Source organism: Citrobacter sp. Cpo147, assembly GCF_030332405.1.
Taxonomy (GTDB): Bacteria; Pseudomonadota; Gammaproteobacteria; order Enterobacterales; family Enterobacteriaceae; genus Citrobacter; species Citrobacter portucalensis.
In genome coordinates this window covers 651,167-677,569 of sequence record NZ_JAOWHX010000033.1, presented here as the reverse complement: position 1 = coordinate 677,569, position 26,403 = coordinate 651,167, and the positions used below count along the sequence as shown (strand labels likewise).

General features: G+C 52.7%; 22 protein-coding genes. 18 read left to right on the top strand and 4 right to left on the bottom strand.

The window, feature by feature from the left end:
- Positions 1–73 precede the first annotated feature (73 nt).
- Positions 74–532: an IS200/IS605 family transposase gene (tnpA, locus tag OGY06_RS15360; RefSeq protein WP_057069660.1), complete on the top strand. Its 459-nt coding sequence runs from the start codon at positions 74–76 to the stop codon at positions 530–532.
- 186 nt (positions 533–718) lie between these two features.
- Positions 719–3,565, top strand: coding sequence for a two-component system sensor histidine kinase RcsC (rcsC, locus tag OGY06_RS15355; protein WP_003834660.1), 2,847 nt, complete (start codon positions 719–721; stop codon positions 3,563–3,565).
- 118 nt (positions 3,566–3,683) lie between these two features.
- Here rcsC and rcsB read toward each other — a convergent pair whose 3' ends face one another.
- Both rcsB and rcsD read right to left on the bottom strand, forming a co-directional pair.
- A complete protein-coding gene (gene rcsB / locus OGY06_RS15350; protein ID WP_003027592.1) occupies positions 3,684–4,334 on the bottom strand; it encodes a response regulator transcription factor RcsB in 651 nt (216 codons plus the stop codon).
- Positions 4,335–4,350: 16 nt separating this feature from the next.
- Positions 4,351–7,020, bottom strand: coding sequence for a phosphotransferase RcsD (rcsD, locus tag OGY06_RS15345; RefSeq protein ID WP_003834657.1), 2,670 nt, complete (start codon positions 7,018–7,020; stop codon positions 4,351–4,353).
- Between the two features lie 737 nt (positions 7,021–7,757).
- Here rcsD and OGY06_RS15340 point away from each other — a divergent pair.
- From OGY06_RS15340 to mgtE, 6 genes are all read left to right on the top strand, one after another.
- Entirely contained in the window at positions 7,758–8,882 is a 1,125-nt protein-coding gene (locus OGY06_RS15340) for a porin OmpC (protein WP_003834654.1), read from the top strand.
- A gap of 115 nt (positions 8,883–8,997) precedes the next feature.
- A complete protein-coding gene (apbE, locus tag OGY06_RS15335; RefSeq protein WP_155848034.1) occupies positions 8,998–10,050 on the top strand; it encodes an FAD:protein FMN transferase ApbE in 1,053 nt (350 codons plus the stop codon).
- A gap of 79 nt (positions 10,051–10,129) precedes the next feature.
- Complete coding sequence (gene ada / locus OGY06_RS15330; protein ID WP_286605634.1) at positions 10,130–11,194, top strand: bifunctional DNA-binding transcriptional regulator/O6-methylguanine-DNA methyltransferase Ada; 1,065 nt, start codon at positions 10,130–10,132, stop codon at positions 11,192–11,194.
- Complete coding sequence (gene alkB / locus OGY06_RS15325) at positions 11,194–11,844, top strand: DNA oxidative demethylase AlkB (RefSeq protein WP_003834647.1); 651 nt, start codon at positions 11,194–11,196, stop codon at positions 11,842–11,844. Before ada ends, alkB begins: the two co-directional genes overlap by 1 nt.
- 75 nt (positions 11,845–11,919) lie before the next feature.
- Positions 11,920–13,563, top strand: a complete 1,644-nt coding sequence (locus tag OGY06_RS15320; RefSeq protein WP_003834645.1) for a multidrug ABC transporter permease/ATP-binding protein — start codon at positions 11,920–11,922, stop codon at positions 13,561–13,563.
- A 105-nt stretch (positions 13,564–13,668) separates the two neighbouring features.
- Positions 13,669–15,105, top strand: coding sequence for a magnesium transporter (gene mgtE, locus OGY06_RS15315; protein ID WP_125112618.1), 1,437 nt, complete (start codon positions 13,669–13,671; stop codon positions 15,103–15,105).
- Here the strand turns inward: mgtE and OGY06_RS15310 are convergent.
- Positions 15,068–16,315 carry a SulP family inorganic anion transporter gene (locus OGY06_RS15310; protein WP_125112617.1) on the bottom strand — a complete coding sequence of 416 codons (1,248 nt, stop codon included), beginning with the start codon at positions 16,313–16,315 and terminating at the stop codon, positions 15,068–15,070. The genes mgtE and OGY06_RS15310 overlap by 38 nt on opposite strands.
- A gap of 278 nt (positions 16,316–16,593) precedes the next feature.
- Between OGY06_RS15310 and mqo the strand changes: the two genes are divergently transcribed.
- Positions 16,594–18,255, top strand: coding sequence for a malate dehydrogenase (quinone) (mqo, locus tag OGY06_RS15305; protein WP_003834639.1), 1,662 nt, complete (start codon positions 16,594–16,596; stop codon positions 18,253–18,255).
- 96 nt (positions 18,256–18,351) lie between these two features.
- Here the strand turns inward: mqo and eco are convergent, their stop codons facing one another.
- A complete protein-coding gene (gene eco / locus OGY06_RS15300) occupies positions 18,352–18,849 on the bottom strand; it encodes a serine protease inhibitor ecotin (RefSeq protein ID WP_032934607.1) in 498 nt (165 codons plus the stop codon).
- Positions 18,850–19,262: 413 nt separating this feature from the next.
- Here eco and napF point away from each other — a divergent pair, with 413 nt between their 5' ends.
- Genes napF through ccmB form a run of 9 tightly spaced genes read left to right on the top strand, consistent with a single transcriptional unit; the run spans position 19,263 to position 26,397 of the window.
- A complete protein-coding gene (gene napF / locus OGY06_RS15295) occupies positions 19,263–19,754 on the top strand; it encodes a ferredoxin-type protein NapF (protein ID WP_003834634.1) in 492 nt (163 codons plus the stop codon).
- Positions 19,744–20,007: a chaperone NapD gene (gene napD, locus OGY06_RS15290; protein WP_003834633.1), complete on the top strand. Its 264-nt coding sequence runs from the start codon at positions 19,744–19,746 to the stop codon at positions 20,005–20,007. The genes napF and napD overlap by 11 nt, the downstream gene beginning before the upstream one ends.
- Positions 20,004–22,490 (top strand): nitrate reductase catalytic subunit NapA, encoded by a 2,487-nt coding sequence (gene napA, locus OGY06_RS15285; protein ID WP_125112615.1) that lies wholly within the window; start codon positions 20,004–20,006, stop codon positions 22,488–22,490. Before napD ends, napA begins: the two co-directional genes overlap by 4 nt.
- A gap of 6 nt (positions 22,491–22,496) precedes the next feature.
- Positions 22,497–23,192, top strand: a complete 696-nt coding sequence (gene napG, locus OGY06_RS15280) for a ferredoxin-type protein NapG (protein ID WP_003834629.1) — start codon at positions 22,497–22,499, stop codon at positions 23,190–23,192.
- The gene (gene napH / locus OGY06_RS15275; RefSeq protein WP_003027552.1) at positions 23,179–24,042 is read left to right on the top strand and encodes a quinol dehydrogenase ferredoxin subunit NapH; all 864 of its coding nucleotides are present in this window, start codon (positions 23,179–23,181) and stop codon (positions 24,040–24,042) included. The genes napG and napH overlap by 14 nt, the downstream gene beginning before the upstream one ends.
- The gene (gene napB, locus OGY06_RS15270; RefSeq protein ID WP_003834627.1) at positions 24,039–24,488 is read left to right on the top strand and encodes a nitrate reductase cytochrome c-type subunit; all 450 of its coding nucleotides are present in this window, start codon (positions 24,039–24,041) and stop codon (positions 24,486–24,488) included. Before napH ends, napB begins: the two co-directional genes overlap by 4 nt.
- 9 nt (positions 24,489–24,497) lie before the next feature.
- Positions 24,498–25,100, top strand: coding sequence for a cytochrome c-type protein NapC (gene napC, locus OGY06_RS15265; RefSeq protein ID WP_003027548.1), 603 nt, complete (start codon positions 24,498–24,500; stop codon positions 25,098–25,100).
- A 20-nt stretch (positions 25,101–25,120) separates the two neighbouring features.
- Positions 25,121–25,741 carry a cytochrome c biogenesis heme-transporting ATPase CcmA gene (gene ccmA, locus OGY06_RS15260; protein ID WP_003834625.1) on the top strand — a complete coding sequence of 207 codons (621 nt, stop codon included), beginning with the start codon at positions 25,121–25,123 and terminating at the stop codon, positions 25,739–25,741.
- A complete protein-coding gene (ccmB, locus tag OGY06_RS15255) occupies positions 25,738–26,397 on the top strand; it encodes a heme exporter protein CcmB (RefSeq protein WP_003027542.1) in 660 nt (219 codons plus the stop codon). The genes ccmA and ccmB overlap by 4 nt, the downstream gene beginning before the upstream one ends.
- The last annotated feature ends 6 nt before the right edge of the window (positions 26,398–26,403 follow it).

The window sequence follows — 26,403 nt, the reverse complement described above, 5'->3', positions numbered from 1 at the left end:
CCTTTTGATTTGTTAAAACACCTTGCGGTCTGGCAACTGCAAGGGTTAAACAAGAAATCAAAAGGGGGTCCCAATGGGGGACGAAAAGAGCTTAGCGCACACCCGATGGAACTGTAAATATCACATAGTTTTTGCGCCCAAATACCGAAGACAAGCATTCTACGGGGAGAAACGTAGGGCGATAGGCAGCATATTAAGAAAGCTGTGTGAGTGGAAAAACGTGCGGATCCTGGAAGCGGAATGCTGTGCAGATCATATCCATATGCTTGTGGAAATCCCGCCCAAAATGAGCGTATCCGGTTTTATGGGTTATCTGAAAGGTAAAAGCAGTCTGATGTTGTATGAGCAGTTTGGTGATATGAAGTTTAAATACAGGAACAGGGAGTTCTGGTGTCGTGGGTATTACGTAGATACGGTGGGTAAGAACACAGCAAGGATACAGGAATACATAAAGCACCAGCTTGCAGAGGATAAAATGGGCGAGCAGTTATCGATCCCTTATCCGGGTAGCCCGTTTACGGGCCGTAAGTAACGAAGTCTGATGCAAATGTCAGATCGTATGCGCCTGTTAGGGCGCGGCTGGTAACAGAGCCTTATAGGCGCATCAGAAAAACCTCCGGCTATGCCGGAGGATATTTATTAATGGCATTGCGACAAAAGACATTTACCGCTACCTTAACCACACTCTATTAATGCCCTGAGGCGGAGCTTCGCCCCTTTGAAATACCTTGCTTCCGTTCATTCAACCCTAAAAGTCTCACGCTACCTGTTCAGAGCGTTGGCGCTCGTTATCTGGTGTCTGATTGCGTTTGCTTCCGTGTTCTACATTGTGAATGCGCTGCACCAGCGAGAGTCTGAGATCCATCAGGAGCTTAATCTCAGCTCCGATCAGGCCCAGCGCTACATTCAGCGCACATCTGATGTCATTAAAGAGCTGAAATATATTGCCGAGAATCGCTTAACGGCGGAAAACGGTGTGATGTCGCTGCGGGCGCGAGATGATAAAACCGTCGTGCCTAATTTTGAGCCGTTGTTTGCCGACTCCGACTGTTCTGTCATGGGCAACGCCTGGCGAGGTTCTCTGGAATCACTGGCATGGTTTATGCGCTACTGGCGCGACAACTTTTCCGCCGCCTATGATTTAAATCGAGTGTTCCTGATCGGCAGCGACAACCTCTGTATGGCCAATTTCGGTTTGCGTGATATGCCCGTTGAACGTGACGAGGCCCTGAAGGCGCTGCATGAGCGCATTATTAAGTATCGTAATGCTACGCAAGACGAAAATGGCAACAACTTGTTCTGGATCAGCCAGGGGCCACGTCCGGGAGTAGGGTATTTCTATGCGCTGACGCCGGTTTACCTCGCCAATCGCCTCCAGGCGCTGTTGGGCGTAGAGCAGCCAATTCGCATGGAGAATTTCTTCACGCCGGGCAGTTTACCGATGGGCGTGACCATCCTCGACGAAAATGGGCATGCGCTAATTTCTCTCACTGGCCCTGAAGGGAATATTAAGGCTGAGCCCCACTGGATGCAGGAACGCTCCTGGTTTGGTTACACACCGGGTTTCCGCGAGCTGGTATTGAAGAAGAATCTGCCTCCGTCCTCCCTGAGCATCGTGTACTCCGTACCGGTCGATCTGGTGCTGGAGCGGATCCGCATGATGATCCTGAACGCTATCTTGTTGAACGTGCTGGTCGGCGCGGCATTGTTTATGCTCACGCGCATGTATGAACGGCGCATTTTTATTCCAGCGGAAAGCGATGCTCAGCGTCTGGAAGAACATGAGCAGTTTAACCGTAAAATCGTAGCTTCTGCGCCGGTGGGTATTTGTATTCTGCGCACGATGGATGGCATTAACATCCTGAGTAACGAACTGGCGCACACCTATCTGAACATGCTGACGCATGAAGACCGTCAGCGGTTAACGCAAATTATTTGCGGCCAACAGGTCAATTTTGTTGATGTGCTGACCAGCAACAATACCAATCTGCAAATCAGCTTTGTGCACTCGCGCTATCGCAATGAAAACGTGGCAATTTGTGTCCTGGTTGATGTCAGTGCGCGCGTTAAAATGGAAGAGTCGTTGCAGGAGATGGCGCAGGCGGCGGAACAGGCCAGCCAGTCCAAATCGATGTTCCTTGCGACGGTGAGCCATGAGCTACGTACACCTCTATATGGCATTATCGGTAACCTTGATTTGTTGCAAACCAAAGAGTTACCGAGTGGGGTGGATCGTCTGGTAACGGCGATGAATAACTCTTCCAGTCTGCTGCTGAAAATTATCAGCGATATTCTCGACTTCTCAAAAATTGAATCTGAACAGCTGAAGATTGAGCCGCGAGAGTTTTCACCGCGTGAAGTCATGAACCATATTACGGCTAACTATTTGCCGCTGGTGGTCCGCAAGCAGTTGGGGTTGTACTGCTTTATCGACCCGGATGTGCCTGTGGCGCTGAATGGCGATCCGATGCGTTTACAACAGGTGATTTCTAATCTGCTGAGTAACGCAATCAAGTTTACCGATACCGGTTGTATTGTGCTGCACGTGCAGTGCAGCGGCGACTACCTGAGCATTCGAGTGCGTGATACCGGTGTAGGGATCCCTGCCAAAGAGGTGGTTCGGTTGTTCGATCCTTTCTTCCAGGTGGGGACTGGCGTACAGCGTAATTTCCAGGGAACGGGACTCGGTTTGGCGATTTGTGAAAAACTGATCAGCATGATGGATGGGGATATTTCCGTCGATTCCGAGCCGGGAATGGGGAGTCAGTTTACGCTACGTATTCCGCTGTATGGCGCACAGTATCCGCTGAAAAAGGGTGTTGAAGGATTGGCTGGCACGCGTTGCTGGCTGGCAGTACGTAATGCGTCACTGTACCATTTTCTCGAATCCAGCCTGACGCGTAACGGGATGACGGTGCTGAGATATGAGGGACAACAGCCCGATGCGGATGACCTGCTGGTGGCTGACGATGTGCTGGAACAGGCGTGGCAGGGACGGGCTGCGGTGATTTTCTGCCGCCGCCATATTGGCATTCCGCTGGAAAGAAAGCCTGGAGAATGGGTACACAGCGTGGCGTCACCGCACGAACTGCCTGCGCTGTTGGCGCATATATACAGTGTAGAGCTGGGGAGTGAAGATCTCTCCACGGCGCTGCCAGCCCCGGATAAAGCCGGTGCGACGAACGATGACATGATGATCCTGGTTGTTGACGATCACCCTATCAACCGGCGCTTACTGGCCGATCAGCTGGGATCGTTGGGATATCAGTGTAAAACGGCGAATGACGGTGTGGATGCGCTCAATGTACTCAGCAAAAACCATATCGACATTGTGCTGAGTGACGTCAACATGCCAAATATGGATGGTTATCGCCTGACGCAGCGTATCCGCCAGCTAGGGTTAACGCTGCCTGTTGTGGGGGTAACGGCAAACGCGCTTGCCGAAGAGAAGCAGCGTTGTCTGGAATCAGGTATGGATAGCTGTCTGTCCAAGCCGGTGACCTTAGACGTATTGAAGCAAACGCTGGCGGTCTATGCGGAAAGAGTGAGAAAAACGCGGGGATAGGGAATAAAAGAGCCGGATGGCGGCGTTAGTCTTATCCGGCCTACGAAACGTGCACGATGCTGTGTGTTCGTAGGCCTGATAAACGCAGCGCCATCAGGCATTTTGACGTGATAAAGAATTATTCTTTGTCTGACGGACTCAGCGTCACGGAGGAGAGGTAATTCAGCAGTGCGATATCGTTTTCCACACCGAGCTTCATCATTGCCGATTTTTTCTGGCTACTGATGGTTTTAATGCTGCGGTTGAGCTTTTTGGCGATCTCAGTAACCAGGAAACCTTCGGCAAACAAGCGCAGAACTTCACTCTCTTTCGGTGACAGACGTTTGTCGCCATAGCCGCTGGCGCTGATTTTCTCCAGCAGACGAGACACGCTTTCCGGGGTAAATTTCTTACCTTTCTGCAGCGCGGCCAGTGCTTTTGGCAGGTCGGTTGGCGCACCTTGCTTCAGTACGATCCCTTCAATATCGAGATCCAGTACCGCGCTCAGGATAGCCGGATTGTTGTTCATGGTCAGAACGATAATCGACAGGCTCGGGAAATGACGCTTGATATATTTAATTAACGTGATCCCATCACCGTATTTATCTCCCGGCATGGAGAGGTCGGTAATCAACACATGCGCATCCAACTTAGGCAAATTGTTGATCAGTGCAGTGGAGTCTTCAAATTCGCCGACAACATTTACCCACTCGATTTGCTCAAGTGATTTACGAATACCGAACAGTACAATCGGGTGGTCATCGGCAATAATTACGTTCATAGTGTTCATGTATTGGGCTACCTTGCTACAGCAAGCTCTTGACGTAAACGTCAATGTCGCTGATGTATTTTTCTATACCTGGAGCATCTTTCTCTTGAATAAGATGTTCCAGCGCTTCACATAACTGCTTGCCGGGTACCAGATTAAGCATGGCAAACACGCCTTTCAGGCGATGGGCCGTTTGGGCTAATGCAGCGAAATCGCTGATAGCCGCCTCAGTATACAACCTCTTAACATCATCCGGTACTGTGTCTACAAAGAGTGCGTAGTAACCACTGGCATGAAGTTCGGCGTTTTCATCTCCGCCGAGGGGGAGTTCCTGGAACTCTTCTTGTGCCAGCTGCTCTTCAATCAGCTCAAGGACAGCTTCCTGCATAGCATTGCTCATATTAAAGTTGACGCGCAGCTGACCGGGGCCAATTTTCCGTACGCCAGACTCATCATCGCTTAAAAGCAAGCCCGAGGCAGTAAGATTAGACGGATTATCCGTTAAAAAGAGATCATATTCTTGACTATTCAACCGTTCATCGGGCGTGATGCAGGTTGCTCCCCAGTTTTCCAGTTGACGTAATACAATGCTCCGTACGTCATTTGAGGTGACATCAACCATTACGCAGACGTCATCCAACAGGCGCTCTTCACTATCAGCATGTTGATCGTGCAGCGGCATTTTAACATGGACGATGTAACGTGTTCCAAGTTCTTCCCGTGCTTTAATATTCAGGTGTCCGCCAAGCTTGCGGGCTAACTGATCGCACAGCCAGAACGTCAGCGGGTTGGCTTTGCCATACCGATCGCCCTGCGTGTCATTAATGAATGGGAAATGGAGATTATCAACTTCATTTAATGTGACGCCTTCCCCGGTATCCAGAATGCGGAAGGTCAGGCGTTCGGCCTCTGACTCATCCTGGTCGACTTCCAGCGTGATTTTACCTATCTGCGTGGTGGTTACCGCATATTGGATCAACAGCAGCAAAATACGGCGCAAGGCATCGCGATCGCCACGGCGTTCGTCATGGGCGCTTAGGTGATTTTTAATCAGTAGCTGCAGCCCTTTACGCTTAATGGCCGGCAGAACTTCCGGAACCACGTCGTCAATTAATGCCTGCACGGAAAACAGTGTGGATTCACCTTTCCAGGCATCGTTCTCCAGCAGGTTGGCTAGCTGGATTTCATCCACCATCCGCACCAGAACGTCGGCCTGATTGGCCAGTTTCAGGCTGTCTGGTGTATTGAGCGCGGCGGCATTAGCAGCCAGCGTTTTCGCGGGGTCTTTCAGCGCGTTGCCAATATTCTGCATAAAGGCCGCGCGGGCCTGCTGGTTTTTCTCATACAGCCGCTGCGCTTGTTTCAGCTTCTTATTGACCAGCACCTCGCGGTCCTGGTCACGAATGATAAAGATCTGCGTTCTCGGGGAGATCTGGCTGCGAAACAGTCTGATTTCATACAGTTCATTATTGATGGTGGCCTGAATCACTCCCTGATGCTGCTCTGCCATATTGGTAATATTTTGCAGATTTAAATGCGGCAGCAGGTGGTCGGCAATTTTATTGCTGATAACCGTGCGGTTTGCTTCCTGATCGTGTACCAGTAATCCCAGCGGCAGAAGGGAAACAATCTCTTCATTGATTGCGCGCAGAACACGCAACTCATTATTTGCCGCAAGATTTGGCGCCACCTGGGTGGAACGGGCAGGGAGGTGGCGAAAGGTGGTATAGCCAAACAGCGCCAGAGCCAGTAACGCAATGTTCAGCAAAAGCGGTAGCAGAATGCTTTGCAATGTGTCGAGTAGCAATGAGCCAAACGGAACCTGCCACACCAGCCGCATATCCGTTGAGTTTAGCGCCGAAGAGATCTCAATTTTACTGTTGTTGAAATTAATGCTGACGCTGTCAGGCGACTCTTTTTCATTCAGGTGCTCGGTCGTTGAGGTGGCATCAGGTTCCAGATGGAAACTGTCCAGCGGCATACCGGGCGGGATCAAGTCATTAATCGGCAGGTCAAAGGCGACAACCGTTGCCAGATGTCCTGGCTGATTAAAGGTCGTGCGTAGCGTGAAGTAATGCCCGTTCTGCCAGGCCAGACGGCGCAGTGAAGAGAAGCTTTCACGTTCATCTAGCGCATTAGCCTGTTGCAGCATCTCAGCGCGCCGGGAATCGACAATATTCCCAATCGTCGATTCTTTAAAACCAGAGGTCAGATCTTTCAGCGGTAACGTTGAGATTAGGATCAGGCTGTTGTCCTGGCCATTCAGGTAATACATTGACCATGGGACATTCTCCGCGCCCCACAACGTGTCCAGATACGTTGAAATGCGCTGGGTCATTTCCAATGTAGAACTGTCATGCGAGCCGAAAATCAGCGCCTCAGTCTTTCTGCGCGGCTTCTCAAGATAATAGACGTCTTGTTTCAGACGTGTTTCCTGCAGCCCTTCTGCACCCGGCGAACTGGTTGAGGCGGCAATATTGTCATAGATTTGCCAGGTCACGTATCGCCAGGTATCGACCCTTTTATGAATGGCATGGGTAATATCAACAATCTGATAGCTCTTATCTTTTAACCAGGTGTTGACGGCGCTCTGGACCATAACACCCATCATCACCAACAGCACAACGATCAGTAATAAGAAGAAACGGGTAATACTTCCTGGCAACAGGGAGAATCGGGTGGAAACCGTTGTGTCAGACTGACTCATTCGTGTTTATGACCTGTTAAACGACGCGAAAGATGAAAGGGCAGTATAAAGGGTAATGTATGAATTACCACACTTACACCACGCCGCCTGGCCTGCATTCTTTGCGCCTGATTTTGTTGCAGCCATTACGATGCAAAGGTGTACAGAAGATAAAGGCGGGTACAAATATTCGTACGGAATGTATACATTTAGCATTAAATAACAAGAAATTATTTATCAAACTTATATCTGATCGTGACGCCCGAGATAGTTAATAGTCGTTATAGTTTTGCATCGGTAGCACGGAAAGGTAAGTTTTGTGTAAAGAAGGGTAAAAAAAAACCGAACGCAGAGCATTCGGCTGAAATAGGGGTAAACAGACATTCATAAATGAATGACGGTAATAAATAAAGTTAATGATGATAGCGGGTCTATTTTAGTTGCGAGTGAAGATTTTGTTTTGTCATTCAGTGCTATAAGATATTTTTGCGTAATGCATTGATTATAAAGCTAATTAAAATGATTCTTGATTATTTGTGCTTATTTTGTCTGTTTTTTGATTTTAAAAAAGTTCCCTCATATTAATATTTTGAAACATCTATACCGATAAATGAAACACCTTAAAAGTTTTAGTATCATATTCGTGTTGGATTATTCTGTGTTTTTGCGGAGAATGAAGTTGCCGACTGGTTAATGACCTTAATCAGTATGCAGTGGCATAAAAAAGCAATAAAGGCATATAACAGAGGGTTAATAACATGAAAGTTAAAGTACTGTCCCTCCTGGTACCAGCACTGCTGGTAGCAGGCGCAGCGAATGCGGCTGAAATTTATAACAAAGACGGCAACAAATTAGATCTGTACGGTAAAGTCGACGGTCTGCACTATTTCTCCGACAACAAAGGTGATGATGGTGACAAGACTTACATGCGTATCGGCTTCAAAGGCGAAACTCAGGTTAACGACCAACTGACCGGTTACGGCCAGTGGGAATACCAGATTCAGGGTAACCAGAGTGAAGCGAGCAACGACGCCTGGACGCGTGTGGCATTCGCGGGTCTTAAATTCGCTGATGCAGGTTCTTTCGACTACGGTCGTAACTATGGCGTGACATATGATGTAACGTCCTGGACCGACGTTCTGCCGGAGTTCGGCGGCGACACCTACGGTGCTGATAACTTCATGCAGCAGCGTGGTAACGGTTATGCGACCTACCGTAACACTGACTTCTTCGGATTGGTTGATGGCCTGAACTTTGCCCTGCAGTACCAGGGTAAAAACGGCAGCGTAAGCGGTGAAAACGTAGGTGGTCGTAGCCTGCTGACCCAGAATGGCGACGGTTACGGCGGATCTGTGACCTATGATATCGGCGCTGGCTTTGGTGTCGGTGGTGCTATCACGACGTCTAAACGTACTGCTGATCAGAATGCTGTTGGCGTGTACGGTAGCGGTGACCGTGCAACGGTTTATACCGGTGGTCTGAAATACGATGCTAACAACGTTTACCTGGCAGCACAGTACTCCCAGTCCTATAACGCAACCCGTTTCGGTACCTCTAATGGTAGCAACCCGACTGCTGCATATGGCTTCGCGGATAAAGCACAGAATTTTGAAGTTGTGGCACAGTACCAGTTCGATTTCGGTCTGCGTCCATCCGTCGCTTACCTGCAGTCAAAAGGTAAAGACATCAGCAATGGTTTCACCAACTACGGTGACCAGGATATCGTGAAATATGTTGATGTTGGCGCAACCTACTACTTCAACAAAAATATGTCTACCTATGTTGATTACAAAATCAACCTGCTGGATGACAACAACTTCACCCGTGATGCTGGCATTGCTACCGATGACATCGTAGCGCTGGGTCTGGTTTACCAGTTCTAATCTGCGCTCATGTCGTTAAAAGGCCCTGCGGGGCCTTTTTTAATGTCGTTTTTCCGCCGTACAAACAACGATTTTTGGTGTACTCTTGCGCCCGTTCGCATGAGGATAATTACGTATGGAAATGAATTTTTATCGCGCAGCACTGCTGGCTGTGACCATCTTTTTTGTCGGGTGCGATGAGGCCTCGAAACCTGCTCAGACCACAATTCCTGCCACGGTTCTGGAAGGTAAAACGATGGGCACTTTCTGGCGGGTCAGTATGGTAGGCGTAGATGCCAAACGCGCAAGGGAACTGCAGGCTAAGATCCAGACTCAGCTTGATGCCGATGATCAACTGCTCTCCACCTATAAAAACGATTCTGCGTTAATGCGCTTTAACCTGTCGAAAAGTCTGTCGCCGTGGCCGGTTAATGACGCCATGGCGGATATAGTGACTTCGGCGCTACGCATTGGTGCAAAAACCGATGGGGCCATGGATATCACCGTGGGGCCGTTAGTCAACCTGTGGGGCTTTGGCCCGGATCAGCAGCCGTTGCATATTCCCACCCAGGGGCAAATTGACGCTGCAAAAGCGCAAACCGGGCTTTCTCATCTGAAAGTCGTGAATGAAGCGCATCAGAACTACCTGCAAAAAGACTTGCCGGATCTGTATGTTGATCTCTCAACCGTTGGCGAAGGGTACGCCGCCGATCATCTGGCTCGATTGATGGAGCAAGAGGGGATCGCCCGTTATCTGGTTTCCGTTGGTGGTGCGCTGAACAGCAGGGGAATGAATGCTGAAGGGCATCCGTGGCGAGTGGCAATCCAGAAACCCACCGATCGTGAAAACGCGGTGCAGGCGATTGTCGACATTAATGGGCATGGCATTAGCACCTCCGGCAGCTACCGGAACTATTATGAGCTGGACGGGAAGCGCCTTTCCCATGTTATCGACCCGCAAACCGGTCGCCCGATCGAACATAATCTGGTATCCGTAACGGTGATTGCGCCAACGGCGCTGGAAGCAGATGGCTGGGATACAGGATTGATGGTGCTCGGCCCGGAAAAGGCCAAAGAAGTCGTGCGTCGTGAAGGGCTGGCAGTCTATATGATTGTGAAAGAGGGTGAGGGGTTTAAAACCTGGATGTCGCCGCAGTTTAATAGCTTTCTGGTCAGCGAAAATAATTAAAAAGCAAGATTGCGGGTTTTTATGCCCGACGATGGGGACACACTGAGGCTAAGCGCTATGCTTAACAAAGGAGTCCGAAATGAAAAATCGTTTACGCATCACTGACGATGACCGTTGGCAGTCCGTTGTGGATCGCGACGTTGACGCCGACGGTCAGTTTGTTTTTGCCATCCAGACTACCGGTATTTTCTGCCGTCCGTCCTGTCGGGCAAAACATGCGCTGCGCAAAAATGTCCGTTTTTTCGCCGATGCCCAGCAGGCACAGGATGCCGGGTTTCGCCCCTGTAAGCGCTGCCAGCCGGATAAAGACAGCGCGCAACAGCATCGGCTGGACAAAATTGTCCGCGCCTGTCAGTTGTTGGAGCAAGAGTCACCTCTTACGTTGGACGAGCTGGCACAGCAGGTGGCAATGAGCCCGTATCACTTGCATCGCCTGTTCAAAGCTACGACGGGCATGACCCCGAAAGTGTGGCAACAATCATGGCGTGCTCGCCGTCTGCGTGATGCCCTGGCGAAAGGTGTTCCGGTTACACAGGCGATTCTCAATGCCGGATTCCCCGACAGCAGCAGCTACTACCGCAAAGCCGATCAAGCATTAGGCATGACGGCAAAGCAATTTCGTAAAGGTGGCGACAACGTTTCTGTACGCTATACCCTCGCAGATTGCGCTCTGGGCCGTTGTCTGGTGGCGGAAAGCGAGCGGGGTATCTGCGCGATCTTGCTTGGCGATGATGACGCTACGTTGGTTGCGGATCTTCATGCGCTGTTTCCCGCCGCGCAGGATGTTCCTGCAGAGGCCAATTTTCAGCAGCGCGTGCGCGAAGTGATCGTCGCGATCAATTCGCGTGACGCGTCGCTATCGCTACCCCTGGATATCCGGGGCACCGCATTTCAGCAGCAGGTGTGGCAGGCGCTGCGCACAATTCCGTGCGGCGAAACAGTGAGCTACCAACAGCTGGCCAGCGCCATCGGCAAACCGAAGGCGGTGCGCGCGGTGGCCAGTGCCTGTGGGGCCAACAAATTGGCGATTGTTATTCCGTGTCACCGGGTGATCCGTGGCGATGGCGCACTTTCGGGCTACCGATGGGGTATTGCGCGCAAGGCGCAGTTACTGCAACGGGAAACTACTGGCGAGGAAACATAATGCTCGATCTCTTTGCGGATGCGAAACCCTGGCAGGAGCCGCTGGCGTCAGGTGCGGTTATTCTGCGACGTTTCGCTTTTGACTCTGCGCCCTCTTTACTGCAGGCGATAGCGGCTGTCGCCAGACAGTCGCCGTTTCGCCAGATGGTGACGCCCGGCGGCTATACAATGTCGGTGGCGATGACCAACTGCGGCCATCTGGGCTGGACGACGGATCAGCATGGCTATCTTTATTCTCCGTTTGATCCACTCACCGGCACGCACTGGCCGCCGCTGCCGGATGCGTTCGCTGATCTGTGCCAACAGGCGGCGACGGCGGCGGGCTATGCTGATTTTCAACCCGATGCCTGCCTGATTAACCGCTACACGCCAGGGGCAAAGCTGTCCTTACATCAGGATAAAGACGAGCCCGACCTGCGGGCGCCGATTGTCTCTGTATCGCTGGGGCTACCAGCCATCTTTCAATTTGGCGGCTTGCGCCGTAATGACCCTTTAAAGCGTTTACTGCTGGAACACGGCGATGTCGTGGTGTGGGGCGGTAATTCGCGGCTGTTTTATCATGGGATCCAGCCGCTTAAAACAGGGTATCACCCATTAACCGGAGACTGTCGTTACAACCTGACGTTTCGTCTGGCGGGTAAAAAAGAATAAAAATAAGAATTATTATTGCTGTCAGCGAAGAGATGTTTAAACTGCGGGCTGTTATTACTTGTCCGGGTTGTGTGCATGGAACTTTTACTTCTTGTCTGGCGGCAGTATCGCTGGCCATTTATCAGCGTGATGGCGCTCAGCCTCGCCAGCGCCGCGTTGGGGATTGGGCTGATTGCGTTTATCAACCAGCGCTTGATCGAAACGGTCGACACCACGCTGATGGTGCTACCGGAGTTTCTTGGCCTGCTGCTGTTGTTGATGGTTGTCACCCTCGGTTCTCAGCTGGCGTTGACCACGCTGGGTCACCACTTTGTCTACCGCCTGCGTAGCGAATTTATCAAACGAATTCTGGATACTCACGTCGAGCGTATTGAACAGCTTGGCAGCGCCTCGTTGCTGGCCGGTTTAACCAGTGATATCCGCAACATCACCATCGCCTTTGTTCGTCTGCCTGAACTGGTACAGGGGATTATCCTGACCATCGGATCGGCGGCGTATCTGGCGATGCTGTCGACCAAAATGCTGCTGGTAACGGCAATCTGGATGGCAATCACCATCTGGGGCGGATTTGTGCTGGTGGCGCGGGTGTATAAACACATGGCCACCTTGCGCGAAACTGAAGACAAGTTGTACAACGATTATCAGACGGTGCTGGAAGGGCGCAAAGAGCTGACGCTTAACCGCGAGCGCGCCGAGCATATCTTTAATCAGATGTACGTCCCGGATGCCAAAGAGTATCGCCACCATATTATCCGTGCCGATACCTTCCACCTGAGCGCGGTTAACTGGTCGAACATTATGATGCTGGGTGCCATTGGCCTGGTGTTCTGGATGGCTAACAGTCTGGGATGGGCTGATACCGCCGTGGCAGCGACCTATTCTCTGACGCTGTTATTCCTGCGAACGCCGCTGCTCTCTGCCGTTGGCGCGCTGCCGACGCTGCTTACCGCGCAGGTGGCGTTCAACAAACTGAATAAATTCGCGCTGGCACCTTTTAAGGCCGAATTCCCACGCCCAACCGCGTTTCCCAACTGGCAAACGCTGGAGCTGCGCAACGTGGTTTTCCACTATCAGGATAATGCGTTTTCCGTAGGGCCGGTGAATCTGACGATTCATCGCGGTGAACTGATCTTCTTGATTGGCGGCAACGGTAGCGGGAAATCTACGCTGGCGATGTTACTGACCGGTCTATACCAGCCGCAGTCAGGCGAAATATTGCTTGATGGTAAGGCCGTTGCCGTTGAAAAACCGGAAGACTACCGCAAGCTATTCTCTGCCGTGTTTACCGACGTCTGGCTGTTCGACAAACTGCTGGGGCCGGAAGGTAAAGAGGCTAATCCACAGCTGGTCGCGAAGTGGCTGGAACATCTGAAGATGGGTCATAAGCTGGAGCTGAGCGATGGTCGTATCCTCAATCTGAAGCTGTCGAAAGGGCAGAAGAAACGCGTGGCGCTGCTGCTGGCCCTGGCGGAGGAGCGCGACATCATTCTGCTGGATGAATGGGCTGCCGATCAGGACCCCCATTTCCGCCGGGAGTTCTATCAGGTGCTATTGCCTTTGATGCAGGAAATGGGGAAAACCATTTTCGCCATCAGCCACGACGATCACTATTTTATTCACGCCGATCGTCTGCTGGAAATGCGTAACGGACAGTTGAGTGAACTGTTGGGCGATGAACGTGACGCCGCCTCGCGCGACGCGGTGGCTCGCACAGCCTGAACCTTCGTGCCGCCGGTTTTTTAGACACCCGGCGGCACTGTTTATTGTTATTTACATAAATCGGCATCATGATTAATGATATTTCATATCATGGATTTATGATTAATGTCCGTAATAAACAAAAACAGCGCCAGACTGCGTGATGAAGAGCGTGCGCGCCTCATCTGGCTGCTGACCACTGATAAAGCCATTATTTCAACGCTGTTGGGCAAGCTTACCCTGGCTGAGCAATATGACGTCGGTACGTTAGCCGACGATATTGCTGAGGTAGGGGCGCTGGTGGCTCACCTGCCACCGCCTGACCTTGCCGACACCCTCGAAGCTTTGCCCTCAGAAGAGCGCCACGCCCTGTGGCGACTGGTCGAAAATGAAAAGCGCGGTAACGTCTTGCTTGAGGCGTCTGAAAACGTCTGGGACGACCTGATCGATGAGATGAGCGACCGCGAGCTGCTGGATGCGCTGCAATACCTCGATATTGATGAACAGATTTACCTTGTTCAACATTTGCCTCGTAACCTTACCGGTCGTCTGCTGGCGACGTTACCGGCAGAGGAGAGGACGCGCGTCCGCCAGGTGCTGCACTATGAGAAGAATAGCGTCGGCGCGATCATGGAGTTCGAAGTCATCACCGTGCGTCCGGACGTGACGCTGGAAGTGGTGCAACGCTACCTGCGGCGGCTGGGGAAAATGCCGGAGAACACCGATAAACTTTTCGTGACCGATCGCAATAAAGTGCTGGTTGGCGAACTGACGCTAACCTGCATTTTGCTCAATGATGTGCAGCGAAAAGTCAGCGAGGTGATGGAAAATGACCCGCTCACCTTTTCTCCTGAAGATATCGCCGAAAACGCTGCGCGTACCTTCGAACGCGACAACCTGGTTAGTGCCGCGGTGGTTGACCCTTCCGGTAAACTGATGGGCCGTTTAACCATCGATGAGATCGTCGATGTGGTCTATGAAGAAACCGACACCGATCTGCGTCGAATGGGGGGCTTAAGCGCCGAAGAGGACGTTTTTGCGCCTGTTACCAAAGCGGTAAAAACCCGCTGGGCGTGGTTGGCTGTTAACCTCTGTACCGCCTTTATCGCCTCGCGGGTGATCGACGGTTTTGAACATACGATTTCGCAACTGGTGGCGCTGGCCTCGTTGATGCCGATTGTGGCGGGTATCGGCGGCAATACCGGGAATCAAACTATCACTATGATCGTCCGCGCGCTGGCGCTGCAAAATATTCAGCCGGGGAACCTGACGTTTCTCATCCTGCGCGAGATGGGCGTGGCGCTAATCAATGGCCTCGTGTGGGGCGGGATTATGGGCGGCATTACCTGGTGGCTGTACGATGATATGGCGCTCGGTGGTGTGATGACTCTGGCGATGATGCTCAATCTACTGATGGCGGCGTTGATGGGGGTTATCATTCCGATGACGATGGTGAAGCTCGGGCGCGACCCGGCGGTCGGCTCGAGCGTCATGATAACCGCTATCACTGATACTGGTGGTTTCTTTATTTTTCTCGGTCTGGCAACGCTGTTTCTGATGTAGTCGCCCGTTTGCGTCTGACGATACGCGGCAGAATGAGCATCGTCATCACCCCGGCAACCACGCCAATCGCCAGGTTGCCGGTTGAGACCGTGGCAGCGACGGTCACCAGCATCACCAGCGTTTCAGTGACGGGGAGATTCCTCAGCGTAGCGGGCTGGATGCTGTGCCAACTGAAGGTTTTTACCGCCACAATCACCATAATACCTGCCAGCACCGACATGGGTATTTCTGCCATCACTTCGCTTAACCCAGTGACTAACAGGAGCAATACCAGTCCGGCGGCAACCGTCGAGACGCGGCTGCGTCCTTTGCCCATCTCGACGTTAACGATGGTTTGACCAATCATCGCGCACCCGGCGATGCCGCCATAAAATCCGGCCAGAATATTGGCTATCCCCAGCCCGGCACTCTCGCGATTCTTATTCGACGGCGTCATCGTCAGGTCATCCACCAGACGGGCGGTTAACAGCGACTCCATCAAACCAACAAAAGCGATACTCAGCGCGCAGGGCCAGATACTCGCCAGCGTTTGCAGGTTGAGCGGAACCAACAACTCGGTGAAACCCGGCAGGCCGCCGCTCATTGAACCTTCATCACCGACGGTCGGTAACAGTTGCCCGCTGGTGACAGTGAACACGGTTAGCAGCACGATGGCGATAAGCGGTGCGGGAATTGCTTTAATAAACCGCGGAACCCACAGCACAATCAGCAGCGTCAGGACAAACAGCCCCCAGATGAGCGGGCTTTTGCCCCAGAAATGCGGGACCTGGGCAAAGAAAATCAATATACCCAGCGCGTTAACAAAGCCGGTCATCACGGCCGTAGGGATGAATCGCATCAGACGTGCCATTCCCAATACACCAAACAGGATCTGAATCATCCCGGCCAGCACCACTGCAGGCAGGATGTATTGCACGCCGTGTTGATGCACCATCGGACCAATCACCAGCGCGACCGATCCTGCAGCGGCGGTAACCATTGCGGGACGACCGCCTAAAAAAGACATCGCCAGGCACAGTACGACGGAGGCGATCAGACTGACTTTAGGATCAACGCCTGCGATCACGGAAAACGAGATCACTTCCGGGATCAGCGCCAGGGCGGTTACCACACCGGCCAGCGTTTCGCGAACCAGCAGACGGGGTTGGCGGAGCACGGCACGGGTCGCGTGTTCAGCGACTGCGGCAGAAGAATGTTGAGTTGCAGACATAGTTACACTCAGGTCAAAAATGGCCTGATACAGCAGACCGACAGGCATCCGTGCGGTGAATAGCAAAGCGCAGCATAGTACCCGTCAGATGGACCGGTTTCCAGAAATGATTGTCAATAACCGCATAAACTATCAACGTATTAATAACATTTTTAAAAATTAAATATAATTTATAAACTTTATTTAATTATTTTTACTTAAGTGTTACCGTTGGTGCCGCTCGATTTTCACCTGCATTAAAAGCAAAAAAGCGATACTAAAAGTAAGGCATTAACATTATGAAAAAAGTGACTGCCATGCTCTTCACCATGGCCGTTGGGCTGAATGTTGTCTCGATGGCGGCAAAAGCGAAAGCGGCGGAAGAGCAGGAAACGGATGTACTGTTGATTGGCGGCGGCATCATGAGCGCCACGCTGGGAACCTATTTACAGGAGCTGGAGCCGCAATGGTCAATGACCATGGTTGAGCGACTGGATGGTGTAGCGCAGGAAAGCTCAAACGGCTGGAATAACGCCGGAACCGGCCACTCCGCACTGATGGAGCTGAACTACACGCCTAAAAAGGCCGACGGTAGCATCAGCATTGAAAAGGCAGTCGAAATTAACGAAGCCTTCCAGATTTCCCGCCAGTTTTGGGCCTATCAGGTCAATAATGGCGTAATGCATGAACCACGCTCGTTTATCACCACCGTTCCGCACATGAGTTTTGTCTGGGGTGACGAGAACGTGAACTTCCTGCGTGCCCGTTACACCGCACTGCAGCAGAGCACGCTGTTCCGTGGTATGCGCTATTCCGAAGACCATGCGCAGATTAAAGAGTGGGCGCCGCTGGTCATGGAAGGTCGCGATCCGCAGCAGAAAGTCGCAGCAACGCGTACCGAGATTGGTACTGACGTGAACTACGGCGAAATCACCCGCCAACTGATTACCTCATTGCAGAAAAAGCCCAACTTTGCACTGCAGTTGAGCACCGAAGTTCGTGGCTTTAAGCGTAATGCCGACAATAGCTGGACTGTCACAGTCGCCGATCTGAAAAATAACGAAGCGGAACATGATATCAAGGCGAAGTTTGTCTTTATCGGTGCCGGTGGCGCTGCGCTGAAGCTGTTGCAGGAAACCGACATTCCGGAAGCGAAAGGCTATGCCGGATTCCCGGTTGGCGGGCAGTTCCTGGTTGCAGAAAACCCGGATGTGGTCAATCGCCACCTGGCGAAAGTGTACGGCCAGGCCTCCGTTGGCGCGCCGCCGATGTCCGTACCGCATATCGATACCCGTATCCTTGATGGCAAGCGCGTTGTGCTGTTTGGGCCATTCGCGACATTCTCCACCAAGTTCCTGAAAAACGGTTCATTGTGGGATCTGCTCAGCTCGACCACCACCTCAAACTTTATGCCGATGGTCAACGTGGGTCTGGATAACTTCGATCTGGTGAAATATCTGGTGAGCCAGGTGATGCTCAGCGACGACGACCGTTTTGCTGCGCTGCAAGAGTACTATCCGCAGGCGAAAAAAGAAGACTGGCGTTTATGGCAGGCCGGCCAGCGTGTGCAGATCATCAAAAGCGATGCGGAGAAGGGCGGCGTGCTGCGTCTGGGCACTGAAGTCGTCAGCGATAAAGAAGGCACGATTGCTGCGCTGCTGGGAGCTTCTCCGGGCGCATCAACCGCGGCACCGATTATGCTGCATCTGATGGAAAAAGTGTTTAAAGATAAAGTAGCCAGCCCCGAGTGGCAGGCGAAGCTGAAAACCATTATTCCGTCTTATGGTACTAAGCTGAACGGTAACGTTGAGGCTACGGAACAAGAGCTGCAGTACACCAGTGAGGTTCTGGGTCTGAAATATGACAAGCCGCAGGTTGCTGATGAAGCGCCGAAACCACAGCTGAAACCTCAGGCACAACCGCAGCCTGAACAGAAAGCCGTCGCGGATATCGCGCTGTAAAATAAAATGCCGGATGGCGCTGCTGCGCTTATCCGGCATGGTTCATGCGTCTGTAGGCCGGATAAGGCGGTATGCCGCCATCCGGCACATTCTCACTTAGCGCGCGACTGCGTCCTGAATTTTGTCTTCCGCTTTCCAGATACGGTATTTAACGTCCACGTTTTCCGGGGTATAGACCACAATCGGCAACTTGCTGTTATAACGCAGCATACCGTCATCACCCAGATGCGCAGTAATGAATTTCTTCTCTTTCTTACCGTCCGGGCAGGCCATCATGGTTGAAACCGGAGACGTAACTTTGTCAAAGACATAGTAGTCATATCCCCAACCTTCCAGCGTTTTGCTGTCCAGTTCTCCGCCCAGGCGGTGTTGGTTACAGTCAACTTCCAGCGTTTGTCCGATCAGCAGTTCTACTTTCAGAGTAGATTCATCTTTCTCAGGGGTAAGCTGGATAACCTGGCGCTTCATACCCTTTTCCGCCTTAGGATAAGGGGCGACTTTTTCCAGCGGCTGAGCGGCGGTTTCGTTACTGGCAGCCCATGCAGAGGTGCTGGCAAAGGCGGCGAAAAGTACGGCAGGGACAATTGTCTTCATCTTATTGTTCACAGTGTTTCCTTTCTTCTGTCTTATGAACGAGTCTGTAGCAGATTAACATATTTGGATAATCTATTAATCTGGATTTACTTATATTTAAAGTGTATTAGATAGAGGTTTACTATCAAGGTAGCGATATATTCCAGGAATTATCCTAATACTGAGATCTTTGTCTTTTTAAATAAATCGTTATATACATTGTTATATAACTCATTGAAATGTGAGCAAAAGCGCATTTTTTCCCGCCAACTCAACACTCTTTTGATCCGGCAACAGCATTTACCCCAATTGGGGTATGCACCTCTAACACATCCTGAAATATCTTACGGCTAAAAATAACTACTCATAAATAGTGCAGTTTTTTATGTCGTTCAACCCGCCGAGGGAGGGCGTCATTATGGAAGGACAATGTCATGGTTGATTTATCCCGTCGAGGCATGTTGACAGGCAGTTGGCGAAACGCCAGCGCAGGGATCCGTCCGCCGTGGAGCAAGGAAGACTCTCACTTTCTGGCTCATTGCCTCCGTTGTGACGTCTGCATCCAGGCGTGCGAAACCGACATCCTGCAGCGAGGCCAGGGTGGTTACCCGAGCGTAAATTTCAAACACGGCGAGTGCAGCTTTTGCTATGCCTGCGCAGAAGCCTGTCCCGAATCACTTTTTCTTCCGCGCCACACCAGGGCATGGGATCTGAATTTTACGATTGGGGAAAACTGTCTCGCACATCAGTCCGTTGAATGTCACCGCTGTCAGGATAGCTGTGAGCCCATGGCAATAACCTTTCGCCCCACGCTTTCCGGCATTTATCAGCCGCAGCTCGACAATCAGGACTGTAACGGATGTGGCGCCTGTGTCGCTATCTGCCCGGTATCAGCCATTAACGCGGAGTACAACCATGGACAATAACTGGCAGGTCTGCAGCCTGGTCGTTCAGGCCAAAAGCCAGCATATCAGCGATATCGCCACGCAGTTGCGTTCCTTTCCCGGTTGCGAAGTTGCACTCAGTGATGTGGAAAGTGGTCAGTTGATTGTGGTGGTAGAAGCTGAGCAAAGTGAAACGCTAATGAAAACAATTGAGTCAGTACGCAACGTTGCGGGCGTACTGGCGGTGTCGCTGGTTTATCACCAGCAGGATGAGCAAGGTGAGGAAACACCATGAAACTCAGTCGTCGTAGCTTTATGAAAGCTAACGCCGTTGCGGCCGCTGCGGCGGCTGCCGGGTTAAGCGTGCCGGGCGTTGCCCGCGCGGTAGTCGGTCAGCAAGAAGCCATCAAATGGGACAAAGCCCCGTGCCGTTTTTGCGGGACGGGCTGTGGCGTATTGGTCGGAACGCAGCAAGGGCGTGTTGTGGCATGCCAGGGCGATCCGGATGCGCCGGTTAACCGTGGGCTTAACTGCATCAAAGGTTACTTCCTGCCGAAAATCATGTACGGAAAAGACCGTTTAACGCAGCCGATGCTGCGCATGAAAGACGGCAAATATCACAAAGAAGGCGAGTTCACCCCGATTAGCTGGGACCAGGCCTTTGACGTGATGGAAGAGAAATTCAAAACGTCGATGAAAGAGAAAGGCCCGGAGTCTATCGGTATGTTCGGCTCTGGTCAGTGGACGATTTGGGAAGGTTATGCCGCTGCCAAATTGTTTAAAGCGGGTTTCCGTTCCAATAACATCGACCCGAACGCACGTCACTGCATGGCGTCAGCGGTAGTCGGCTTTATGCGTACCTTCGGTATGGATGAACCGATGGGCTGCTATGACGATATCGAACATGCCGATGCCTTCGTCTTGTGGGGCGCGAATATGGCGGAGATGCACCCGATCCTGTGGTCGCGCATCACCAACCGTCGTCTGTCCGATCCTAATGTTAACGTCGCGGTTCTCTCCACCTTCCAGCACCGCAGCTTTGAGCTGGCGGATAACGGTATGGTCTTCACACCGCAAACCGATCTGGTGATCCTCAACTACATCGCGAACTACATCATTCAAAACAATGCGATTAACCAGGATTTCTTTAGCAAGCACGTTAACCTGCGTAAAGGCGTGACGGACATCGGCTACGGTCTGCGTCCAACCCATCCGCTGGAAAAAGCGGCGAAAAACCCGGGATCCGATGCCTCTGAACCGATGAGTTTTGAGGATTACAAAGCCTTCGTTGCTGAGTACACGCTGGATAAAACGGCCGAAATGACCGGCGTACCGAAAGATCAGCTGGAACAGCTGGCGCAGCTGTATGCCGATCCGAAGAAAAAAGTTATCTCCTACTGGACGATGGGCTTTAACCAGCACACCCGCGGCGTGTGGGCCAACAACCTGGTCTATAACCTGCACCTGCTGACTGGCAAAATCTCCCAGCCAGGCTGCGGCCCGTTCTCTCTGACCGGCCAGCCTTCCGCGTGCGGCACTGCGCGTGAAGTCGGCACGTTCTCTCACCGTCTGCCTGCAGACATGGTGGTGACGAACGAAAAACACCGCGATATCTGCGAGAAGCACTGGAACATTCCGTCAGGGACCATTCCGGCAAAAGTTGGTCTGCACGCCGTGGCGCAAGACCGCGCGCTGAAAGATGGCAAGCTCAATGTCTACTGGGCGATGTGTACCAACAACATGCAAGCTGGTCCGAACATCAACGAAGAGCGTATGCCGGGCTGGCGCGATCCGCGCAACTTCATCATCGTCTCCGATCCGTACCCGACGATCAGCGCCCTGTCGGCTGACCTGATCCTGCCGACCGCGATGTGGGTCGAGAAAGAAGGCGCCTACGGGAACGCGGAACGCCGTACGCAGTTCTGGCGTCAGCAAATTAAAGCGCCGGGCGAATCGAAATCGGATCTGTGGCAACTGGTGCAATTTTCTCGTCGCTTCAAAACAGAAGAAGTGTGGCCGGAAGAGCTGCTGGCACAAAAACCGGAACTGCGTGGCAAAACGCTGTATGACGTACTGTTTGCTACGCCAGCAGTAACGAAATTCCCAGTGACTGAACTGGCTGAAGATCAACTGAACGATGAATCCCGCGAGCTGGGCTTTTACCTGCAAAAAGGGTTATTCGAAGAGTACGCCTGGTTTGGCCGCGGCCACGGGCACGACCTTGCGCCATTTGACGATTACCACAAAGCGCGCGGTTTACGCTGGCCGGTCGTTGAGGGTAAAGAGACCCAGTGGCGCTACAGCGAAGGCAACGACCCTTACGTGAAAGCAGGTGAAAACTACAAGTTCTACGGTAAACCGGACGGTAAAGCGGTTATCTTCGCGCTGCCATTTGAGCCTGCTGCTGAAGCGCCGGATAAAGAATATGACCTGTGGCTGTCTACCGGACGTGTGCTGGAACACTGGCATACCGGCAGTATGACGCGTCGTGTGCCTGAACTACACCGTGCTTTCCCGGAAGCCGTGCTGTTTATCCACCCGCTGGATGCAAAAGCACGCGATCTGCGCCGTGGCGATAAGGTCAAAGTGATTTCCCGTCGTGGCGAAGTGATTTCGATTGTTGAAACACGCGGTCGTAACCGTCCGCCGCAGGGGCTGGTGTACATGCCGTTCTTCGACGCCGCACAGCTGGTGAACAACCTGACGCTGGATGCGACGGATCCGCTCTCCAAAGAGACGGATTTCAAGAAGTGCGCCGTGAAACTGGCGAAGGTGTAACGCGTTATGTCCCGGTCAGCAAAACCCCAAAATGGCCGCCGCCGCTTTCTGCGCGATATGGTTCGCGCAGCGGGCGGGCTGGCCGTCGTTGGCGTGGCGCTGGGGTTGCAACAACAAACCGCACGCGCAACCGGCGTGCGGTTGCGCCCGCCAGGTGCACTGAGCGAGGAGGCATTCGCCAGCGCCTGCGTACGTTGCGGTCAGTGCGTTCAGGCGTGTCCGTATGACACGCTGAAACTGGCAACGTTGGCCTCCGGGCTGGCGGCCGGTACGCCGTATTTTGTCGCCCGTGATATTCCCTGCGAAATGTGTGAGGACATTCCGTGCGCCAAAGTCTGCCCCAGCGGCGCGTTGGACAGGGAAATTGAATCCATTGACGATTCGCGTATGGGGCTGGCGGTACTGCTGGATCACGAAAACTGCCTCAACTATCAGGGATTACGCTGCGACGTTTGCTATCGCGAGTGCCCGAAAATCGATGAGGCGATCACCCTGGAGCTGGACCGCAATATGCGTACCGGCAAGCATGCGCGGTTTATTCCGACCGTGCACAGCGATGCCTGTACCGGCTGTGGGAAATGCGAAAAAGTCTGCGTACTGGAGCAGCCAGCAATAAAAGTACTGCCGCTGTCGCTGGCGAAAGGGGAGTTAGGACACCATTACCGCTTCGGTTGGCTGGAGGGGAACAATGGCAAATCGTAAACGTGATGCCGGGCGTGAAGCGCAGGCAAAAAAAGGATGGTGGAAGAGTCACCGCTGGCTGCTGCTGCGTCGTCTGAGTCAGTTTCTGATCCTGGCAATGTTCCTCAGCGGCCCGTGGCTTGGCGTGTGGATCCTGCATGGCAACTATAGTAGCAGCCTGTTGCTGGACGCTATCCCGTTCACCGATCCGCTGATTACTCTGCAAAGCCTGGCCAGCGGGCATCTGCCGGCGACGGTGGCGTTAACGGGGGCTGCCATCATCACGGTGCTGTATGCCCTGGCTGGTAAACGACTGTTTTGCAGTTGGGTTTGTCCTATGAACCCGGTCACCGATTTAGCCAGTTGGTTGCGCAGAAGGTTTGACCTGAATCAGTCCGCAACCCTGCCGCGCCATATACGGTACGTCCTGCTGGTGGTTATCCTGGTCGGTTCCGCCCTGACCGGTACGCTGTTGTGGGAGTGGATAAATCCAGTCTCTCTGCTTGGACGGAGCCTGGTAATGGGATTCGGTAGCGGAGCGCTGCTGATCCTCGCGCTGTTTTTATTTGATTTACTGGTCGTTGAGCATGGCTGGTGCGGGCATCTTTGCCCACTGGGTGCGCTGTATAGCGTGGTGGGAAGCAAAGGGGCATTAACCGTTTCGGCAAAAGAACGTAACAGATGTAACCGCTGTATGGATTGTTTTCATGTTTGCCCGGAACCGCATGTGCTACGTGCGCCGGTGCTGGATGAGCAAAGTCCGGTGCAGGTAACCAGCCGCGATTGCATGGCCTGCGGTCGTTGCGTGGATGTCTGTTCTGAGGATGTTTTTACAATAACAACACGATGGAGTTCGGGAGCGAAATCATGAAAAGCCATGACCTGATTAAGACGCTGTGTCAATGGACGGCCCTGCTTGCCCTGGTCGTCAGTGGGGCCGTTTGGGCTGCAAATGGAGTGGATCTGAGCCAGTCACCGGAAGTCTCAGGAACACAGGAAGGGGCGATTCGCATGCCGAAAGAGCAAGAGCGCATGCCGCTGAACTATGTGAATCAGCCGCCGATGGTTCCGCATAGCGTTGAAGGGTATCAGGTGACGACTAACACTAACCGCTGCCTGCAATGCCACGGTGTGGAAAGCTATCGCACTACCGGTGCGCCGCGAATCAGTCCGACGCACTTTATGGACAGCGACGGTAAGGTATTGGCTGAAGTTGCGCCGCGTCGTTATTTCTGCCTGCAATGTCACGTTCCGCAGGCTGACGCCGCGCCGATTGTTGAAAATACCTTCACCCCCTCGAAAGGTTACGGGAAATAAGAGGTCATTATGGAAAATTCTAACCGTAAACCAGGCTGGATTAAGCGCGTCTGGCAATGGTGGCGTCGCCCCAGCCGTCTGGCGCTCGGCACGCTGTTGTTAATCGGCTTTGTGGGCGGCATTATTTTCTGGGGCGGCTTTAATACCGGTATGGAAAAGGCCAATACAGAAGAGTTCTGCATTAGCTGTCACGAAATGCGCAATACGGTATACCAGGAATACATGGAAACCGTACACTACAACAACCGCAGTGGTGTGCGAGCGACTTGCCCTGATTGCCACGTCCCGCATGAGTGGGGCCCGAAAATGATTCGTAAGATCAAGGCCAGTAAAGAGCTGTACGCGAAAGCACTGGGGCTGATAGATACACCGCAGAAATTTGAAGATCATCGTCTGACGATGGCGCAAAATGAGTGGCGGCGTATGAAAGATAATAATTCGCAAGAGTGCCGAAACTGTCACAACTTCGAGTTTATGGATTTAACCGCCCAGAAAGGCGTTGCGGCCAAAATGCACGACCAGGCCGTGAAAGACGGGCAAACCTGTATTGACTGTCATAAAGGGATAGCGCACAAACTGCCTGATATGCGCGAAGTCAAACCGGGCTTTTAACAGGATGTAGATAACCAGGTATGCTTGAAGCCAGAGAATTACTTTGCGAGCGGGATGACAGAATACTGTTCAGCAATCTGTCATTTCGCGTCAACGCAGGGGAATGGGTACAAATTACCGGCAGCAACGGCGCAGGGAAAACTACTCTGCTGCGGTTGCTTACCGGGCTGGCGCGTCCCGATGCAGGGGAGGTTTGCTGGCAAGAGCAGCCGCTGCATCACGTGCGGGACAACTACCATCAGCAACTGCTGTGGATCGGACATCAGCCGGGGATAAAAACCCGGCTTTCGGCGTTGGAGAACCTGCGTTTCTTCCATCATGACGGCGACATTGCACAGTGTCTGGCTGCGCTGGCGCAGGCGGGACTTGCCGGATATGAAGATATCCCGGTGAACCAGCTCTCCGCCGGACAACAGCGGCGTGTGGCGCTGGCCCGTTTGTGGCTGACCCGCGCCCGGCTGTGGATCCTCGATGAACCCTTTACCGCCATTGATGTGAACGGCGTTGAACGACTGACTCAGCGTATGGCGCAGCATACAGAGCAGGGTGGTATTGTTATTCTCACCACCCACCAACCGCTCAATGTCGAAACCGATAAAGTGCGACGTATTGCGCTGACCAGCGAGAGGGTAACGCAATGATGTGGCGAATCTTCCGTTTAGAACTGCGAGTTGCGTTTCGTCATAGTGCGGAAATCGCCAATCCTTTATGGTTCTTCCTGATTGTTATTACGCTGTTCCCCCTGAGCATTGGGCCGGAGCCGCAGCTACTGGCGCGCATTGCGCCGGGCATCATTTGGGTTGCGGCGCTGCTGGCATCATTGCTGGCGCTGGAACGCCTGTTTCGTGATGATCTGCAGGACGGCAGCCTTGAGCAACTGATGCTGCTGCCGTTACCGCTTCCGGCCGTGGTGCTGGCGAAAGTGATGGCGCACTGGGTCGTGACCGGCCTGCCGCTGTTGATCCTCTCGCCGTTGGTGGCGCTGCTGCTGGGCATGGATATGTACGGCTGGAAAATTATGGCGCTGACGTTGTTACTCGGCACGCCGACGCTGGGCTTCCTCGGTGCGCCGGGTGTGGGGTTGACGGTGGGCTTAAAGCGCGGCGGCGTGTTGTTAAGCGTGCTGGTGCTCCCGCTCACCATACCCTTACTGATTTTTGCAACCGCCGCGATGGATGCGGCTTCTATGCACTTACCGGTTGAAGGGTACATGGCAATTCTGGGTGCGTTGCTGGTCGGCAGCGCCACGTTAAGCCCGTTTGCCACAGCCGCTGCGTTACGGATAAGCGTGCAGTAACGAGAA

Excerpts from the sequence above, each read along its gene's own strand:
- tnpA (WP_057069660.1), top strand. The coding sequence starts at position 74 with ATGGGGGACGAAAAGAGCTTAGCGCACACCCGATGGAACTGTAAATAT.
- rcsB (WP_003027592.1), bottom strand. The coding sequence starts at position 4,334 with ATGAACACTATGAACGTAATTATTGCCGATGACCACCCGATTGTACTG.
- rcsD (WP_003834657.1), bottom strand. The coding sequence starts at position 7,020 with ATGAGTCAGTCTGACACAACGGTTTCCACCCGATTCTCCCTGTTGCCA.
- OGY06_RS15340 (WP_003834654.1), top strand. The coding sequence starts at position 7,758 with ATGAAAGTTAAAGTACTGTCCCTCCTGGTACCAGCACTGCTGGTAGCA.
- apbE (WP_155848034.1), top strand. The coding sequence starts at position 8,998 with ATGGAAATGAATTTTTATCGCGCAGCACTGCTGGCTGTGACCATCTTT.
- ada (WP_286605634.1), top strand. The coding sequence starts at position 10,130 with ATGAAAAATCGTTTACGCATCACTGACGATGACCGTTGGCAGTCCGTT.
- alkB (WP_003834647.1), top strand. The coding sequence starts at position 11,194 with ATGCTCGATCTCTTTGCGGATGCGAAACCCTGGCAGGAGCCGCTGGCG.
- OGY06_RS15320 (WP_003834645.1), top strand. The coding sequence starts at position 11,920 with ATGGAACTTTTACTTCTTGTCTGGCGGCAGTATCGCTGGCCATTTATC.
- mgtE (WP_125112618.1), top strand. The coding sequence starts at position 13,669 with ATGTCCGTAATAAACAAAAACAGCGCCAGACTGCGTGATGAAGAGCGT.
- OGY06_RS15310 (WP_125112617.1), bottom strand. The coding sequence starts at position 16,315 with ATGTCTGCAACTCAACATTCTTCTGCCGCAGTCGCTGAACACGCGACC.
- mqo (WP_003834639.1), top strand. The coding sequence starts at position 16,594 with ATGAAAAAAGTGACTGCCATGCTCTTCACCATGGCCGTTGGGCTGAAT.
- eco (WP_032934607.1), bottom strand. The coding sequence starts at position 18,849 with ATGAAGACAATTGTCCCTGCCGTACTTTTCGCCGCCTTTGCCAGCACC.
- napF (WP_003834634.1), top strand. The coding sequence starts at position 19,263 with ATGGTTGATTTATCCCGTCGAGGCATGTTGACAGGCAGTTGGCGAAAC.
- napD (WP_003834633.1), top strand. The coding sequence starts at position 19,744 with ATGGACAATAACTGGCAGGTCTGCAGCCTGGTCGTTCAGGCCAAAAGC.
- napA (WP_125112615.1), top strand. The coding sequence starts at position 20,004 with ATGAAACTCAGTCGTCGTAGCTTTATGAAAGCTAACGCCGTTGCGGCC.
- napG (WP_003834629.1), top strand. The coding sequence starts at position 22,497 with ATGTCCCGGTCAGCAAAACCCCAAAATGGCCGCCGCCGCTTTCTGCGC.
- napH (WP_003027552.1), top strand. The coding sequence starts at position 23,179 with ATGGCAAATCGTAAACGTGATGCCGGGCGTGAAGCGCAGGCAAAAAAA.
- napB (WP_003834627.1), top strand. The coding sequence starts at position 24,039 with ATGAAAAGCCATGACCTGATTAAGACGCTGTGTCAATGGACGGCCCTG.
- napC (WP_003027548.1), top strand. The coding sequence starts at position 24,498 with ATGGAAAATTCTAACCGTAAACCAGGCTGGATTAAGCGCGTCTGGCAA.
- ccmA (WP_003834625.1), top strand. The coding sequence starts at position 25,121 with ATGCTTGAAGCCAGAGAATTACTTTGCGAGCGGGATGACAGAATACTG.
- ccmB (WP_003027542.1), top strand. The coding sequence starts at position 25,738 with ATGATGTGGCGAATCTTCCGTTTAGAACTGCGAGTTGCGTTTCGTCAT.